Genomic DNA, 15717 nt, shown 5'->3' on the forward strand with positions numbered 1-15717 from the left:
CATGACTCCTACGCCGCTGGTGCTGCCGCGCCGTCTCGCCATCCAGATCCTCCATGCCGCCCAGTTGGCGGCGCCGGACAGCAGCCGCGGCTGGGTGCAGTCGGGTGCGCTGCGCTATCACGAAGGCGAGCCGGAGCCGGGCACCGCGGTGTACGCCCGCTGCTATTCCAAGCCCACCAGCGCCGCCGAGCCCCTGCCGGACGAGCTGAGCGGCGACGGCCTGCATCTGGTGATCTCGCTCAACACCAAGGGCGTGCTGGAGATGCGCGGCTGGCGGCGCCTGGCCGACGGTCTGCAGGAACAGCCCTTGGCGGTCACCGATTAGCCTGGGCGATGAACGCGACCCTGGTCTGGGTGCTGGTCCTGGTGGTGGCCCTGATCGTCGGGCCGTTCGCCACTCTGCGCGCGGTTTCGCACTTCCGCAGCCGCCGCCAGAACGGCGCGCCGCCGGCCACTACACCGCCGCCCGCCGCCGCTCCGGGCCAGGAGCCCGAAGATCCGGACAAGCCCAGCGGCTACTGGTGAGATTTCGCTTACAACCCCGGAGCAAGACCATGAAACCCGTCCTGATTGCCACCCTGCTGTTGCTGCCGCTCGCCGCCTGCCAGCCGACGCCGGAGCCCAAGAAGGTCGACCAGCCCCAGGGCCGCGCCGAGACCCAGGGCATCCGCAACACCGAGGCGATCGGCTATGCCGGCGACGCCATCGCCAACAAGGTCGATGGCGCGCTGGATGCCAACGACCAGCGCAAGGCCGATCTCGATGCGCAGCTCAAGGCGGCGGAAGCGCCGCAGTAACCCAGGGCGGCGCTCAGGCCGCCAGCCGGCCTTCTTCCAGCAGCTTGTCGAGATGGCTCTCGATGTTGGCGCGCGCCAGCGGCAGCAGGCGCGGATCCAGGCCCTGGTAGATCAGCGGCAGCATCTCGTCGATGGCCTTGCCGGCCTGATGCAGTTCCAGCACCGCCTGCTCGCGCAGGCGCCGGTGCTTCAGGGTTTCCTCCAGGCGGTGCACGGTGCCCAGCGCCTGACCGTGCGAGGGGATGATCACCGCCGGGTTGAGGTCGATCACTTTCTGTAGCGTCTGGAAGTAGCGGCCCATGTGGCCTTCCGGCTTGTGGATCACCACCGTGCCGACGCCCTGGATCAGGTCGCCGACGATGCACCACTCGCGGCCGTCGGGCATCAGCGCGATCTGGCCCTCGTCGTGGCCGGGCACCGCCACCACCCGCACTGGCCGCCCGAGCCAACGGGTCACCACGTCGCCCTCGTCGTAGGTGCGCAGCAACAGCTCGCCGAAGAAGCCGGGCGCGGCCATGCCCAGCAGCTTGCGGGTGGTGTCGCTCATCGCCAGCGGAATGTCGTAGCGCTCGGCGATCTCGTTGGCGTACTGCCGGTGGTCGGGGTGGTGGTGGGTGAGCAGCACCTCGTCGACACCGGTGACATCGAGCAGGGCGATCAGCCGCTCCAGTTCCTCGCGGTCGCGCGGGCTGGGGTCGACCAGGACCTTGTACTTGTCGCCGATCAGGAAGGCATTGGTGTGCTGGGCCGGCGGCAGGGTGTGCGAGCGCACGAACACCTGCTTGAGGCCGTGCAGCGGCTCGATGCTGCGCAGGGCATTGACCGCGCCGGTGCGGTCGTTGTCCTCGTCCAGCGCCGGGATGCTGGTGATGGCGGCCTCGGCCTCCAGCGCCAGCAGCACGTCCAGGGTGGGCGGCGCCAGCAGCAGGCGGCCGTCGCGGTAGCGCGACATCCATTCCGCCGGTGTTGCCCAGCTGGCCTCGGCGATCTCGCCCAGGTCAGGCACCGGCTCCGGCGCATGGCCGAGATCTACCCGATAGAAGTGGGTGCGGAAGCGCACCGGCGAAATCGGCGGGGTGGTGGCCTCGCCCAGGCAGTGCAGGCCCTGCACGGCGCCGGCGCGCGCCAGGGCGTCGAGATCGATGCCCAGCTCTTCCTGCACCTCGCGCAGCAGTGCGGTGATCAGCCGTGGGGCATGGTCGGCGCAGCGCAAGACCGGCTCCGGCCCTTCGGCGTCGGCGGCATCGACCTTGCCGCCGGGAAAGGCGTGGAAGCCGGCGAACGAATTCAGGCTCGGCTGGCGGCGCACCATCAGCAGGCGGCCATCGTGGAGGATGACGGCGGTGACGGCGTCGCGGATGTTGCTGTGGGCGGTGGCGTTCATGCCGACATGCTGGCACGAGCGTCCCAATGATGGAAAATGCCAGCCCCTCGCATCCAGATGACCCGCGCATGTTGCCCACCTGGTTCACCGCCAGCCCCACCACCAGCACCTTGCTGCTGATCGCCTTCGGCATCGTCTGTTCGCTGGCGGTGGAGTTTCTCACCCGTACCCTGGATTCCGGCCGCTACGCCTGGCAGCGGCGCCTGCGTAAGCGCATCGGCGTGGCCGAGGGCAAGCACATCTCCGAGCTGAAGTGGCTGACGCTCAGCTACCAGTTCGTGCTCTGGCCCTTCATCGGTTTCCTGTTGCTGCACGTCTGGGGGCAGCACGACCTGGGCGACAGGGTCAGCGAGGTGCTGACCGGCAAGGGTGTGAAGATCGGCAAGTCGCACATCGTGCCGTCCAGCCTGCTGCTGGGGCTGATCTGGTTCTTCCTGCTCATCACCTTCACCCGCTACATCAAGAAGAAGCTGGAGGAGGACTGGCTGCCGCTCTCGCATCTGGATCCCGGCGTGCGGGTGTCGGTGGCGACGCTGTTCGGCTACATCACCTTCATCATCGCCGCGATGGTGGGTCTGTCGGTGGCGGGCCTGGACTTGAGCAAGCTGGCTATCGTCGCCGGCGCGCTGTCGGTGGGTATCGGTTTCGGCCTGCAGAACATCATCAACAACTTCGTCTCCGGGTTGATCCTGCTGTTCGAGCGGCCGGTGCGGGTGGGTGACTACGTGAAGGTGGGCGCCACCGAGGGCTTCATCCGCCACATCCGCATCCGCGCCACCGAGATCGAGACCTGGGACAAGACCATGATCATCGTCCCCAACTCGGAGCTGATCTCCACCCGAGTCGAGAACCTCACCTACGGCAACACCTACGGCCGGGTGGTGATGGCGGTGCCGGTGTCCGACGAGGGGCAGGCGCCCAAGGTCAGCGCCGTGCTGCAGGCGGTGACCCGCGCCAGCCCGCGCTTGATCCAGGCCGGTCAGGTGCCGGGCCTGGGCGGGCCTTATGTGGTGCTCAAGGACTTTGGCAACGGCACGCTCAGCTTCGAGATCGGCGGCTATGTCAGCAATGTCCACGACCGTGGCGGCATCGCCAGCGAGCTGCGCTACGCGATCCTGGCCGCGTTCGCCGCCGAGGGCATCCACCTGACCACCGGCAAGCAGCAGCTGGAGCTGCTCGGCGGCGGCCTGCCGACGGCGCGGCCGGAGCCTACCGAGCGCGCGCCCTGAAGGCGGCTACTCGTCCGTTCGGAGGGCTGCCGACCGACCCCGGCTTCGGCTAGTCTTGGTCCAGCGCTGACATGGCGCGGGAGGATCAAGATCATGGCTGACCTGAGCGCGCACAGCGTGCGCGACCACATGACCCGCAACCTGCTCACCTTCACGCCGGACACCGACGTGATGAGCGCCATCGGCGCCCTGGTGAAGAGTGGCCACTCCGGGGCACCGGTCTGCGAGGAGGGCGGCCGCCTGGTCGGCATGCTGTCCGAGAAGGACTGCCTGAAAGTCGCGGTGGTCGCCAGCTACGAAGGCGTCTCGCCCGGCGCGGTACGCGACTTCATGACCGCCAGCGTGCGCTGCCTGTCGCCGGACGACACTCTGCTCGAAGTCGCCAACCGTTTCCTCGACTCGCCCTACAAGCGCTTCCCGGTGGTGGAAGACGGCCGCCTGGTCGGCCAGATCTCGCGCCGCGACGTGCTCAAAGCGATCCACGACGACGCCTGAGCGGCGCTGTTCAGGCAGTTTTCCCCGCAGCCCGTATAATCCGCCCCCTTCACTGGGTGCGGTTCACCGTCGCGCGCCCTGCCGTCAGACTTCGGTTTCGAGGACTGCACGCCCTTTCGACGGCGCTCCCGGAGTTCCCCTAGATGTCGTTTGCCGAACTGGGCTTGAATCAAGCCCTGCTGAATGCTGTTTCCCGCGAGGGCTACACCACCCCCACTCCTATCCAGCAGCGCGCCATTCCGGTGGTGCTGGAAGGTCATGACCTGCTGGCCGCCGCCCAGACCGGCACCGGCAAGACCGCCGGCTTCACCCTGCCGATGCTGCACAAGCTGGCCAGCGTGCCGCTGCCGGCCAAGCGCTATCCGCGTGCCCTGGTGCTCACCCCCACCCGCGAACTCGCGGCCCAGGTCGCCGAGAGCATCGCCACCTACGGCAAGGATCTGCCGCTCAAGAGCACGGTGATCTTCGGTGGCGTCGGCCACCAGCCGCAGATCGACGCGCTGCGTCGCGGCGTCGACATCATCATCGCCACGCCCGGCCGTCTGCTGGAGCACATCAACGACCGCATCTGTGATCTCTCCAAGCTCGAATTCTTCGTGCTCGACGAAGCCGACCGCATGCTCGACATGGGCTTCATCCACGACATCAAGCGGGTGCTCAAGGTGCTGCCGGCCAAGCGCCAGAACCTGTTGTTCTCGGCGACCTTCTCGGACGAGATCCGCACGCTCGCCAAGACCTTCCTGCATGCGCCGCGCGAGATCGACATTGCGCCGCGCAACTCGACCATCGACACCGTCAGCCAGAAGGTCACCTACGTCGAGCAGCGCCACAAGCGCGAACTGCTCAGCTATCTGATGCGTCAGGGTGACTGGCAGCAGGTGCTGGTGTTCGCGCGCATGAAGCATGGCGCCAACCGCATCTGCGACTACTTGAACGAAGTGGGCCTGCCCGCCGCCGCGCTGCACGGCAACAAGAGCCAGAGCGCGCGCACCAAGGCGCTGGCCGACTTCAAGGCGAAGAAGATCCGCGCCCTGGTCGCCACCGACATCGCCGCCCGCGGCATCGACATCGACCAGCTGCCGCACGTCATCAACTTCGAGCTGCCGAACGTGCCCGAGGACTACGTGCACCGCATCGGCCGCACCGGTCGCGCCGGCAACGACGGCGAGGCGCTGAGCTTCTGCGCCCCGGACGAGCGCGCCTTCCTGCGCGACATCCAGCGCCTGATCAAGCGCGAGATTCCGGTGTTGACCGTGCAGGGCTTCGTGCCCAGCGCCGCCGCCGACAAGCCGGAGCCGCCGCGCCCGCCGCGTCCGCCCCAGGGTGGTCGTGGCCGTCAGGGCGGTGGTCAGGGTCGCTCCGAGTCACGTGGCGGCGGTGGCGCTCGTTCATCTGCCCCGGCGGCTGCCGGGCGTGGTGATTCCTGGAACCGGCCGGCGAGTCCGCAGCCGGCGAGTGCCGCCGCGCGTCCGGCCGAGCGTCGCAATGGCGGCCAGCCGGCGCGCGCGGAATCCTCCGGTGGCGGCTTCGCGCCGGGCACCGGTCGCGGCAATCTGCCGGCGCACCAGGCCAAGCCGAGTGGTGGCGGTCGTCCGGGCGGCTCCGGCCGCCCCGGCCAGCACCGTTCGGGGCCGCGCGGCGGGCGCTGAAATCCGGCAAACCGCTTGCCGCGCCATGCCCGCCGCCCGGCGTGCCTGCCTTGCCAACGGCGGTAAATGCGCCAGCATAGGGTGCATTACCGCTCGCTAGGGGAAGGCAGCGCATGCTCAAGGACGAGACGCAGTTACCTGTCGAGGACGCATTGGCCGGTAGCGGGCCATTGAATCTGCGCCTGCTGACGCTCAATACCCACAAGGGCTTCAACGCCTTCAACCGCCGCTTCGTGCTGCACGAGCTGCGCGAGGCGATACGCGGCATGTCCGCCGACGTGGTGTTTCTGCAGGAAGTGCAGGGCGAGCACGAGGGGCACCGCGCGCGCCACGCCAACTGGCCGACGCAGCCGCAGTACGAATTTCTCGCCGACTCGATCTGGAATCAGTACGCCTACGGCCGCAACGCCGTCTACACCGAAGGCCATCACGGCAACGCGGTGCTGTCGAAGTTTCCCATCGTCCACTACGACAACCACGACATCTCCATCGCCGGTCCGGAGCGGCGCGGGCTGTTGCACTGCGTGCTGCGGCTGCCGGGCGGGCGGCCGGACATGCACCTGTTCTGCGCCCATCTGAGCCTGCTGGAATCGCACCGCCGCGAGCAGGTCGAGCGGCTGATGGCGCTGATCCAGGTGAAGGTGCCGCCGGAGGCGCCGCTGCTGGTGGCCGGCGACTTCAACGACTGGCGCGGCAGTCTGCACCGGCCGCTGCGGCGGGTGGGCCTGGAGGAGCTCTGGGTGGGCAGCCAGGGGCAGGCGGCCCGCAGCTTTCCCGCCGCCTGGCCGCTGATGCGGCTGGACCGCATCTACCTGCGCAATTTTCAGCAGGCCTCGCCGCTGAGCTTGAGCCCGGCGCCCTGGTCCAAGCTCTCCGACCATCTGCCGCTGGCGGCCGAGGTCAGTCTCTAGCTCCGGCCCCGACGCTGGGGCGCCGGCCTCACCGTTTAGCGGCGGGTCGCCGGCTCCGAGCTGGCGTTGTCGCAGCGGCACACCGGCTCGCGCTGGCAGCTGCCGTCACCCAGCGCCGCCTGCACCTTGCCCGGCTTGCACACCGCCGCCTGACCCTGCGGGCAGCTCACCGAGCAGCTGCTGCAATCGCCGACGCCGGGTGCGCTGCAACTGGCCGAGGGCTCGTCGCGCAGGCTGAAGCGGCTGTCGCCGGGCGCGCCGCTGCCGTGCAGCACCACCACCGGTTCGGTCGCCGCCGCGAGGCCGCTGCCGAAGGCAGCCAGGACCAACAGCAGGCGGGCGGTGCGGGAAAAATTCATGGCTGACTCCGTGGCAATCAAAAGGACCGCGGCATTAGTGGCGGCCGAAGCTAAACCCTGCCTGAATCGTGCTGGGAAACTAGCTGCTGGACTTGGCCGCGCCGGCGCCATTCAGGCGCGGGAACAGCAAGAGGTAGCTGGTGCCGCCGATCAGACAGGTCCAGGCGGAAAGATACAGCGCCAGCGCCCGCCAGCGGTCGGCGACCAGCACGCCCATCACCGTGCCCAGCAGATAGCCGGTGAAGATCAGCGCCAGCAGCGCCAGCCGCCACCACTGGATCTGGTGACCGCGGGCGCGCAGGCCCAGCAGCACACCGATGTCGGTGATGATCCCGGTCATGTGGGTGGTGCGCAGGTTGAGGCCGCGGTAGCTGCTGGCCAGCGCGTTCTGCATGCCGCAGCCCAGTGCGGCGGCGGGTACCGCCCAGGTGCTCTCCTGGGCCAGCCAGTGGGCGGCGAGACCAAACATCAGGCCCTGCACCACGAACACCAGGCCATAGCGGCGCCGGTGCTGGAACATCTGGCCCTCGGTCCAGTAGCCGGTGATCGCGGCGCCGATCAGAAAGGCCAGCACCATGCTGGCGGCCAGGCGCAGGTGTTCGGCGTCGTGGTGGGCGCCGTCCAGGCCCAGGTGCGCGATTGAGCCGGTGACGTGGCTGACCGGCACCGAAAAGCTCATCAGCAGAATGACGTTGACGTAGCCGGCGATCAGCGCCAGCAGTGGCCCACCGATGAACAGCCAGCGATCAAGCTGGCGGTGGGAGCTGGTGGAATACGGCATGGATGGGAGGCGGAAATGGGTTGCGCGCTCAGTCGGCACCGCGCTTGACGCCTAGGATAGCGCGCCGCTGCTGCCGCGTCGGCTTGCCCTCCGGATGCAGGACCGCGTTGGCACGCCGCTCCAGCGCCGCCTGGGCCCGGCGCTCGCGGCTGGCGGCGGTCTCCTCATAGAGCGTCTGCGCCTCGGGCGCGCCGCCGCGCTGGTCGGACAGCGCCAGCACCAGCAGCTCGAGCTCCTCCTGGCCGCGCCGCAGCTGCAGGCGCTGACCCGGACGCAGCTCCTTGCTGGTCTTGGCGCGCTCACCGTCGAGCTTCACATGGCCGCTGTCGATGGCCTGCTTGGCGAGATTGCGGGTCTTGTAGAAGCGCGCCGCCCACAGCCATTTGTCCAGCCGCAGGCTGTCGACCCGGCGCGGGGTCACGGGCCTTGCCGGCGGCGCGCGCCGACCACCGTCGGTGACCGCAGGGCGTTGCCGGCGGTGATCGACGCCATAACCGGCGGGAGATAAACCTCGGACATGCGCGGGCTGCTCTAAAGTAGGCGGCCATTTAAACCCAAGCCCCGCCGCGCTGTCGCGGCACCGCTCCCGATCGCATGGACCCAGCCCCCGCTTCCGCCGACGCCTTTCTGGTGGTGGGCCTGTTCACCGCCGGCTGCGGGCTGATCTTCGGCCTCGCCGACCGCCACAGCCGCAGCAGCCGGGCGTTAGCGCTGTGCCTGATCGTGCTTGGCCTGCGCTTGCAGCTGGCGCCGCTGGAGTTGTCGGCCGCCAGCCGCCACCCGGTGCTGCTGGCGGGGTTGGCGCGCGGCATGGAGGTGTTCTGCCTCCTGGCCGGCATCGAATGGGCGCGGCGGGTCGCCGAGACCGCCACCCGGCGTCTGCGCACGGCGATCAACTGGCTGTTCCGCAGCGCGCAGATTCTGATGCTGATCTACGGCGGCCTGGCGCTGGGCTATCTCTGGCTGGCTCCGACCGACGCCACCACCGGCCTGACCGGCTTGATCCGGGTGCGACCGCTGGAATGGGCGATCTTCGCGCCGCTCCTGGGCAGCGCCGCGCTGGTGGCGGCGATCGCCATCTTCATGCTGCTGATCACCCGCACCGATCCCGCCGAGTCGATCCGCCTGCGCGCCCTGCTGCTGGCGGCGCCGTTCTTCTACGCCAGCCTGATGGTGCGCCCCAGCCTGGTGCCGGTGCTGATCGCCCTGGCCCTGCTGATCGTGTTGGCCGGCTCGCTGCGCTACCTCAATGTGCTGAGCCGGCGCGGACAGTTCATGAGCCAGTTCCTGGCGCCGGAAGTGGCCGGCATGGTCCGGCTCAAGGGCCTGGAGCGGGTACTGCGGCACGAGCGGCGGGTGCTCAGCGCGGTGTTCTGCGACTTGCGCGGCTTCACCGCCTACACCCAGGAGCGCCGCAGCGAGGAGGTGATGAACCTGCTGGAGCGCTACTACGCGGCGGTGGGCGCCGCCGCCGCCGCCGAGGGCGGCACGGTGAAGGACCATGCCGGCGACGGCGTGCTGATTCTGCTTGGCGCGCCGGTGGCGCAGGACGATCACGCCGAGCGCGCCGCGCGCCTGGGCATCGCCCTGATCGAACAGCTGCGGCCGCTGCTGCGGCAGCTGGCGCCGGAGATCGGCCTGGGCGTGGGCATCGCCAGCGGCGCGGTGACGGTGGGCGCCATCCACGGCGCCGGCCGCCTGGAATACGTGGCGGTGGGGCCGGCGATCAATCTCGCCGCCCGGCTCTGCCAGCGCGCCGGCGATGGCGAGTTGCTGATCGACCAGGCCAGCCGGCAGTCGCTGGCCGCCGAGCTGGCGGCGCGCTTCGTGGCGCGGCCGCCGGAAGCCATCAAGGGTTACGAGGAGACGGTGATGCTGCACGCCTTGCAGCCGCGGCTGGCGGCATGAGTGAAACCAGCCTTCATCAGGCCCTGGGTGGTGACGAGGGCCTGCGCGCCCTGGTCGACGCCTTCTACGACCGCATGGAGCAACTGCCCGACTACGCCCTGATCCGAGGCCTGCACCCGGCCGATCTCGGCGGTTCGCGCGACAAGCTCTACTGGTTTCTCTGCGGCTGGACCGGCGGGCCGCAGTATTTCCAGGAGCGCTACGGGCATCCGCGCCTGAAGGCGCGGCATTTTCCGTTTTCCATCGGCATCGCCGAGCGCGACCAATGGCTGCACTGCATGGCTGGCGCGCTGCTGCAACGGCGGGTGGAGCCCGAGCTGGCGGCGGTGCTGATGCAGCATCTCGCTGGCACCGCCGACTGGATGCGCAACCGGCCCGAACCGGGCACGCCGGCCGGCGACGCCTAGCTGCCCGCCAGCCTTCGGCGGTGTTCGCGGGCTATTCCACTCTCCCTTTGCGGAAGAGGGGGGGGCAGCTCAGCGCTCAATAGCGCGCCAGAATCGCCTCAATGTCGTCGCGGATGGCGTCAACGGCGGTGCCGAAGGGGATCACCCGCCGTGGCGGCGCGCCGTTGACGATGATCGCGAAGGCCATCCAGCCGCCGTTCTTCTTGCGCAGGTAGCCGGCCATGGCGTTGACCGAGATCGGCTCGCTGAGCGTGCCAGTTTTCAGCGCCACCCGGTCCAGCCAGGCGGCGCTGCCACCACGGCGCAGGAAGGAGTAGGGCCCTTCGCGTGGCACCACCAGGCCGCCGTAGAAGGCGGGGAAGCGACGGGTATCCCGGTACTGGTGCTCCAGCACCGAGACCAGATCCTGTGCCGACAGGCGGTTTTCGGGCGTCAGGCCGGAGCCAGAGAACAGCACCGGCCGGGCGTCGTTCTTCCTGCCGGGCTGGGCGCGCGCCACGTAGTCGCTCAGCGCCTGGCTGGCGTCGGCCAGCGGCCCCGGCTTGCGGCCGATGGCGACCGCGACATTGAGGGTAATGAGATCGGCGACGTAGTTGTTGGAATGCCGCAGCATGCGCGCCAGCTGCTCCTTGAGCGCCGCGCCCTCCACCCGCGCCAGTTCGGTGGCGCCATTGGCGGGCCAGTCGGCGGAGACGCCGACGCTGCCATCCACCCGCACGCCCACCGAGCGTAGGGTCTCGCGCAGCAGCAGGCCGGCGCCGAGGCTGGGTTCGGACATGGCGCGGTAGAGCGTCTGCATGCCGCCCATGGGCAGTTCCCCGCCGACGCGCAGGAAGTCGCCGCCGCCGTTGGTGAAACGGTCCAGGTAGAAGGTCTGGCGGCGGCCCGAGGGCACCACCATCACGCTGCCTTCGACCGCGATCGGCAGCTGCACGCCGCCGCAGGCGGTGATCTGCGCCGGCGTGCCGACGCGCTGCGGACGGACCTCGATGCACCAGTTGCCGTAGTCCACGCCCAGCGCCGCCAGCGGCGCGTTGTAGGCGGTCGCGCTCTTCACCAGGGCGTCACAGCGGTCCTTGGTTTCGCAACCCAGGGGGCCGAACGGCGCGGTGCTGACGGTGATGCCGCCGTTGACGGCGGTGACTCCCGCGGAGCGCAACTGCACCGCCAGCGAGAACAGTGCCTGGTGATCGAGGGTGGAGTCGCCCTCGCCGTGCAGGGTCAGCGCGCCCTCGATGGCGCCCTCGCGTGGGCCGCGCTCGGCCAGCAGGCGGGTGGTGAAGCTGCGGTCGGCGGGCCAGGAGTCCAGCGCGGCGCCGGCGGTCACCAGCTTGGTGACCGAGGCGGGCGACAGCCGGCTGTCGGCGTTGAGGTCGGCGACCGGCTCGTTGCGGTCGAGATCAACCACCAGCGCGCTGACCTTGCCGCCCTGGGATTGCAGCTTGCTCAGGGCGGGGAAGTCGGCGAGGGCGAGTCCCGGCGCGAGGGCCAGAAGAATCAGCGAAAGGGGGCGCGGCAACAGGCGAGGGGACGGCATCGAGAACCAATCTGGGGCCAGTTAGAGACGGCCAGGAAAAATCGGGGGCGACTGTATAGGGCTTAAGAACCCGGGCATCAACCCGGCTTCAGGCCCAGTGTGGGACAAAAGCCGGCTGGCTTGGTTCGATCTGGCTGAGCTGGGTGGCTGTGGTGCTGCCGGCCACCGCCGTGAACACGCTCTTGAAGCGCGCCATTTCCGCCGCCGTGCCGATGGTCAGCCGGGACCACTGGGGCCAGCTCGGCCAGCTGCGGCCGATGACCACGCCCTGCGCCGCCATCGCCGCCGCCAGCTCCTTGCCCGGGCGGCCGGCCTCGAACAGGAAGCAATTGGCCTCCGAAGGCGTCACCCGATGGCCGCGCTCCTGCAGCCAGCCGGCGACGTCGGCCCGCAGCCGCGCAGTCTGCTGTCGGCGGCTGGGCACCAGGCTGGAGTCGCGCAGGCTGGCCAGCGCCGCCGCGACGCTCAGCACCGGCATGGGATTGTTGCCATAGGGCTTGAGCTTGGCCAGCAGGTCCGGCCGGCCCACCGCCAGACCCACCCGCAGGCCGGCCATGCCGTAGAGCTTGGAGAAGGTGCGTAGCACCACCAGCTCGCCATCGGCGGCGACCAGATCGAGCACCGACTTCTGCTCGGAGTAATGGATGTAGGTAGGCCTCGTCCACCAGCAGCAGCGAGCCGGCCGGCTTGTGCGCCAGCGCGTACTCGATGGCGGCGCGCGGGGTGACCGAGCCGGTGGGGTTGTTGGGGTTGCAGATCACGATCAGCCCGGCCCTGGGGTCGGCGGCGAGCATGGCCTCGACATCGTGGGCGCCGTCGGCCAGCACCGGCACCGCGTGTACGGCGGCGCCGTTGGCGCGCGCGACCTCGGCGGCGCTCTCGAAGGTGGGGTCGGCGGTAATCAGGCTGCGTCCCGGCCCGGTGTAGGCGAGGCTCAGGTACTGCAGCGGTTCGCTGGAGCCGGCGTAGGGCAGCACATAGTCGGGCTTCAGGCCGTTCTGCTTGGCGAATTCCGTCACCAGCTCGCCGGTCAGCTCAAACAGGTAGCGGCCGCTGCGCGGGATCGCCTCGATGATCGCCTTGCGCGCGGCGATGCCCGGCCCCAGCGGGTTTTCGTTGTAGTTGAGCAGCACCGCGCCTTTGCCGGCGGCGGGTGCCGCCGCCTGGGCGAGGTCGGCCTCGGTCAACGCCGGCAGAACCAGCGCGGCACCGCTGGCGGCGGCGAGTTGCAGAAAGTGGCGGCGGCTGAGAGCGGTCATCGGTGTAAGGCTCCTACGGCGGGGTGCGTTGCCAGCAACGGTAGCAAGAAGCGCTCCGCCTGCGGGCCGCAGCGACTGCCGTGGTGCTGGCAGGCCCTAGCGCATCTTGGAAGGCAGCTTGATGGTTTCGCCCGCCACCATGAAGCGGCCATAGCCTCGGTGGTGCAGGGTGCGTGGGTCTTTGAGGCTGCTGTCCACCCAGGCTTTCTGCACCTCGACGACGAACAGCGCGTAGCTCTCCACCATGCGGGTATCGACCACCCGTGCCTCCAGGCTGGCGTAGCAGGCCTCGATCAGCGGCGGCGCGACGGTGCGCGCCGGCTTGGTGCTCAGGCCAAACTTCTTGAACTTGTCGGTCTTGGCACCGCTGCAATTGCCGCAGCCCACCACCTGTTTGGCGATCTCCGCCGTGGGGATGTTGATGACGCATTCGCCGCTGGCTTGCAGCAGCTCGAAGGAATGGCTGCGATCACTCACCACGCAGGCGACCAGGGGCGGTTCGAACTCCAGCATGCTGTGCCAAGACAGCGTCATCACATTGGCGCGCTGCCCATCGCCGGTGGTCAGCAGGATCACCGGCCCGGTTTCCAACAGGCCGTAGACCTTGGACAGGGGATAGGCCCTTTTCGCCACGGCAGTCTCCGGTGATGGTTGCGTCTCATCCTCCCACAGCGGGGCGGATGCCGGCGATTCAGGAGGGAAAGCCGGGAAACGAGGGAATCGACTCCAGGCCCTGGTCCCAGCTCGCCCGGCTCGCGGCGAAGAGGTGCGCGTTCGGACGCAGGCGCAGCTCGCTGTCCAGACTGCCGGCGGGGACGGCCAGGAAGGCAACGGCGGTGTCCGCGTAAGGCAGCGCCGAGCCGCAGATCGAGCAGAAGGACCGGGTATGCCGGGTGCCAGGCAGATTGTAGGTGCTGACCTTGTCCTGGCCGGTCAGCCAGTTCAGCTTCGCGGTGGTGCTGAACAGATTGGCCGCGTGCGCCGAGCCGCTGTCCTTGCGGCAGTGCTCGCAATGACACAGGAAGAACTGCTCGAAGTCGCCTTCCACTTCAAAACGGACCTGGCCGCAGAGGCAGGAGCCAGAGTGCTTCGTACTCATCTTTAATTTCCGGTAATGGCGCGCTGGCTCAGCGCGCGGCGGCGCGCACCGGCGCCGGCACATTGCATAGCTCGATACGGCCGGTCGGTTCCAGGAACCAGTCCTCGCGGCGGGTGCGTCTGGCCTCGACGTAGGCCTTCCAGGTGGCGGTGTCGGTGCGCAGCACTTCCAGCGCCGGGCGCTCCTCCGGCGGCAGTTCGCTGACTTTCTGCAGGCTGCGGATCGGCTTCGGTGCTTCGTCGGGCAGATAGAAGCCCAGCGGGCCGTGGCCGCGCGGCAGGCTGGCGAGCTGCTCCATGCCCTGCAACACCCGGCCGACCAGGGTGACATTACGGTCCAGGTGGCGCGGCGAGTGGCCGATGACGGCGTACAGCTCGGCGCCGCTGCCGCTGTCGGCGGTGTCGCCGCGTCCGGCGCCGACCATGCCGTAGCAGTGGGCGAGCCAGGCGCGGCCGAGCTTGCGGCTGCTGGCCACCGGAAAGCCCTGGTAGTGGCCCACGCCCGGCGCGTAGACATCGCCATCCGGCAGCGGGCTCAGGTCGAGGCCGGCGATGGGGCGGCTGAATTCGCCCGGCAGTTGCGGTTTGCCTTCGATCATCGGCCGGCGCTTGGCGGGGTCTTCGGCCTCGGCATTGGGGTCGCCCCATTGGGCGACGTAGTTGTCCTGCACGCGCAGCACCGCCAGGCCGTCAAAGTAGCGCTCGTGCGCCAGCTTCTTGATGTTGGCGACGTGCTGGGGCGCGAAGGCCGGCGCCAGCTCGATCAGCACCGGGCCGCCGGGCAGCCGCATCAGCAGCAGATTGTCCGGGTCCGGCGTGCGCCAGTCGCTGGCGCTGGATTGGGCGAGGATCTCGGCACTGCTCAGCGGCGCGGCCGACGCCTGCGCGGCGGCTAGCGCGAGCAGAGGCAGCGCGAGGGACAGCAGACGGCGGAAGTTCATGGCGGCATCCTTGCTAGGGCCGCTCATTCTGAACTCAGGCCGCGGCGTTGGGCACCTCGTCCATCCACACCTTGAAGCTCTCCAGCACCGAGGGCCCGAAGCTGGTGGTGATGGCGACGTCGGCGGCGTCGCGGCCACGCGCGATCAGCACGCGGCCGATGCGGCGGGCGTTGTTGCGCGGATCGAAGGTGTGCCACTGGCCGCCCAGATAGACCTCGAACCAGCCGGCGAAATCGCCCGGCCCCCAGGGCTGCGGGGTGCCGATGTCGCCGAGATAGCCGGTGCAGTAGCGCGCCGGCATGTTCAGGCAGCGGCAGAAGGTGATGGCGAGATGGGCGTAGTCACGGCAGACGCCGCGCTGTTCCTGCCAGACCTGCCAGGCGGTCTTGGTCGGGTTGGCGTGCTCGTAGCCAAAGGCGATGTGCCGGTGCACGTAGTCGCAGATCGCCTGCACCCGCTGCCAGCCGGCGGGCACCTGGCCAAACAGCTGCCAGGCGGCGTCGTAGAAGCGGTCGGTTTCGCAGTAGCGGCTGCCGAGCAGAAAGACCAGGGTTTCCTCCGGCAGGTCCTGCACCGGATGCTGCTGGGCGCCGAAGTCCACCGGATCGGGCAGGCCGCTGTCGTGGATGCGGGTATCGACGCTGAAAGTGGTGCGGCCGGCGGGGGCGACCACCCGGTGGCACCAGTTGCCGAAGCCATCGCGATAGCCGCGCAGGGGCAGGGCCGGACGGGTGAGCAGGTGATCGGGGTAGACCAGGTCGGACACCCGCGAGTGGTGCACCGCCAGGGTGATGATCATCGGCGTCGGTTGCGGACAGGCGTAGGTCAGCTCGAAGCCAATACGGAATTGCATGATGGAAAGGTCTCAGTGAGAAGGGAACCGCAGGCTGAAGCCATGCTGCCCATCGCTGGCGGCGCCCAGGGAGGCAGGTTTGACTGAGACTGATGCGAATGACGCTAGC

Annotated in this window: 19 protein-coding genes and 1 pseudogene; 9 read left to right on the plus strand and 11 right to left on the minus strand. The window is 69.2% G+C overall.

The window, feature by feature from the left end; translation table 11 throughout:
- Position 1: 1 nt before the first annotated feature.
- From AC3WT6_RS13230 to AC3WT6_RS13240, 3 genes are read left to right on the plus strand one after another with little or no spacing between them, the layout of a single operon-like run.
- Positions 2–325 carry a hypothetical protein gene (locus AC3WT6_RS13230; protein WP_492654072.1) on the plus strand — a complete coding sequence of 108 codons (324 nt, stop codon included), beginning with the start codon at positions 2–4 and terminating at the stop codon, positions 323–325.
- A gap of 8 nt (positions 326–333) precedes the next feature.
- Positions 334–525, plus strand: coding sequence for a hypothetical protein (locus AC3WT6_RS13235; protein WP_492654073.1), 192 nt, complete (start codon positions 334–336; stop codon positions 523–525).
- A 29-nt stretch (positions 526–554) separates the two neighbouring features.
- Entirely contained in the window at positions 555–797 is a 243-nt protein-coding gene (locus AC3WT6_RS13240) for a hypothetical protein (protein ID WP_492654074.1), read from the plus strand.
- Positions 798–810: 13 nt separating this feature from the next.
- Here the strand turns inward: AC3WT6_RS13240 and AC3WT6_RS13245 are convergent, their stop codons facing one another.
- The gene (locus tag AC3WT6_RS13245) at positions 811–2181 is read right to left on the minus strand and encodes an MBL fold metallo-hydrolase (protein WP_492654075.1); all 1371 of its coding nucleotides are present in this window, start codon (positions 2179–2181) and stop codon (positions 811–813) included.
- Between the two features lie 68 nt (positions 2182–2249).
- On the opposite strand from AC3WT6_RS13245, the gene AC3WT6_RS13250 reads away from it, so the two are divergent.
- The 4 genes from AC3WT6_RS13250 to AC3WT6_RS13265 all read left to right on the plus strand — a co-directional run bounded on the left by AC3WT6_RS13250 (position 2250) and on the right by AC3WT6_RS13265 (position 6465).
- A complete protein-coding gene (locus AC3WT6_RS13250) occupies positions 2250–3410 on the plus strand; it encodes a mechanosensitive ion channel family protein (RefSeq protein WP_492654076.1) in 1161 nt (386 codons plus the stop codon).
- 93 nt (positions 3411–3503) lie between these two features.
- Complete coding sequence (locus AC3WT6_RS13255) at positions 3504–3905, plus strand: CBS domain-containing protein (RefSeq protein WP_492654077.1); 402 nt, start codon at positions 3504–3506, stop codon at positions 3903–3905.
- A gap of 143 nt (positions 3906–4048) precedes the next feature.
- Positions 4049–5554 (plus strand): DEAD/DEAH box helicase, encoded by a 1506-nt coding sequence (locus tag AC3WT6_RS13260; protein WP_492654078.1) that lies wholly within the window; start codon positions 4049–4051, stop codon positions 5552–5554.
- 113 nt (positions 5555–5667) lie between these two features.
- Complete coding sequence (locus tag AC3WT6_RS13265; RefSeq protein WP_492654079.1) at positions 5668–6465, plus strand: endonuclease/exonuclease/phosphatase family protein; 798 nt, start codon at positions 5668–5670, stop codon at positions 6463–6465.
- 35 nt (positions 6466–6500) lie between these two features.
- Here the strand turns inward: AC3WT6_RS13265 and AC3WT6_RS13270 are convergent, their stop codons facing one another.
- The 3 genes from AC3WT6_RS13270 to AC3WT6_RS13280 all read right to left on the minus strand — a co-directional run bounded on the left by AC3WT6_RS13270 (position 6501) and on the right by AC3WT6_RS13280 (position 8026).
- Positions 6501–6824 (minus strand): hypothetical protein, encoded by a 324-nt coding sequence (locus AC3WT6_RS13270; protein WP_492654080.1) that lies wholly within the window; start codon positions 6822–6824, stop codon positions 6501–6503.
- A 79-nt stretch (positions 6825–6903) separates the two neighbouring features.
- Positions 6904–7605, minus strand: coding sequence for a YoaK family protein (locus AC3WT6_RS13275; protein ID WP_492654081.1), 702 nt, complete (start codon positions 7603–7605; stop codon positions 6904–6906).
- A 28-nt stretch (positions 7606–7633) separates the two neighbouring features.
- Positions 7634–8026, minus strand: coding sequence for an RNA-binding S4 domain-containing protein (locus tag AC3WT6_RS13280; protein ID WP_492654082.1), 393 nt, complete (start codon positions 8024–8026; stop codon positions 7634–7636).
- Between the two features lie 173 nt (positions 8027–8199).
- On the opposite strand from AC3WT6_RS13280, the gene AC3WT6_RS13285 reads away from it, so the two are divergent.
- Together AC3WT6_RS13285 and AC3WT6_RS13290 are read left to right on the plus strand one after the other, a co-directional pair.
- On the plus strand, positions 8200–9513 hold the full coding sequence (locus AC3WT6_RS13285; protein ID WP_492654083.1) for an adenylate/guanylate cyclase domain-containing protein: 1314 nt from the start codon (positions 8200–8202) through the stop codon (positions 9511–9513).
- Positions 9510–9920 (plus strand): group II truncated hemoglobin, encoded by a 411-nt coding sequence (locus tag AC3WT6_RS13290; protein WP_492654084.1) that lies wholly within the window; start codon positions 9510–9512, stop codon positions 9918–9920. The genes AC3WT6_RS13285 and AC3WT6_RS13290 overlap by 4 nt, the downstream gene beginning before the upstream one ends.
- A gap of 76 nt (positions 9921–9996) precedes the next feature.
- Here AC3WT6_RS13290 and dacB read toward each other — a convergent pair whose 3' ends face one another.
- The 7 genes and pseudogenes from dacB to AC3WT6_RS13325 form a co-directional block, all read right to left on the minus strand.
- A complete protein-coding gene (gene dacB / locus AC3WT6_RS13295) occupies positions 9997–11439 on the minus strand; it encodes a D-alanyl-D-alanine carboxypeptidase/D-alanyl-D-alanine endopeptidase (protein WP_492654085.1) in 1443 nt (480 codons plus the stop codon).
- 106 nt (positions 11440–11545) lie between these two features.
- Positions 11546–12079 carry an aminotransferase class I/II-fold pyridoxal phosphate-dependent enzyme gene (locus AC3WT6_RS13300; RefSeq protein WP_492654086.1) on the minus strand — a complete coding sequence of 178 codons (534 nt, stop codon included), beginning with the start codon at positions 12077–12079 and terminating at the stop codon, positions 11546–11548.
- A gap of 85 nt (positions 12080–12164) precedes the next feature.
- Positions 12165–12716: pseudogene (locus tag AC3WT6_RS13305) on the minus strand (aminotransferase class I/II-fold pyridoxal phosphate-dependent enzyme); the annotation flags it as partial.
- 96 nt (positions 12717–12812) lie between these two features.
- Positions 12813–13349 (minus strand): flavin reductase family protein, encoded by a 537-nt coding sequence (locus tag AC3WT6_RS13310; RefSeq protein WP_492654087.1) that lies wholly within the window; start codon positions 13347–13349, stop codon positions 12813–12815.
- A 58-nt stretch (positions 13350–13407) separates the two neighbouring features.
- Positions 13408–13815, minus strand: coding sequence for a GFA family protein (locus tag AC3WT6_RS13315; RefSeq protein ID WP_492654088.1), 408 nt, complete (start codon positions 13813–13815; stop codon positions 13408–13410).
- A 28-nt stretch (positions 13816–13843) separates the two neighbouring features.
- Positions 13844–14782 (minus strand): peptidylprolyl isomerase, encoded by a 939-nt coding sequence (locus AC3WT6_RS13320; RefSeq protein ID WP_492654089.1) that lies wholly within the window; start codon positions 14780–14782, stop codon positions 13844–13846.
- A 7-nt stretch (positions 14783–14789) separates the two neighbouring features.
- On the minus strand, positions 14790–15608 hold the full coding sequence (locus AC3WT6_RS13325) for a transglutaminase-like domain-containing protein (RefSeq protein WP_492654090.1): 819 nt from the start codon (positions 15606–15608) through the stop codon (positions 14790–14792).
- Positions 15609–15717: the final 109 nt, after the last annotated feature.

The sequence above is a fragment of the Stagnimonas sp. FW305-C-60 genome (assembly GCF_058782965.1).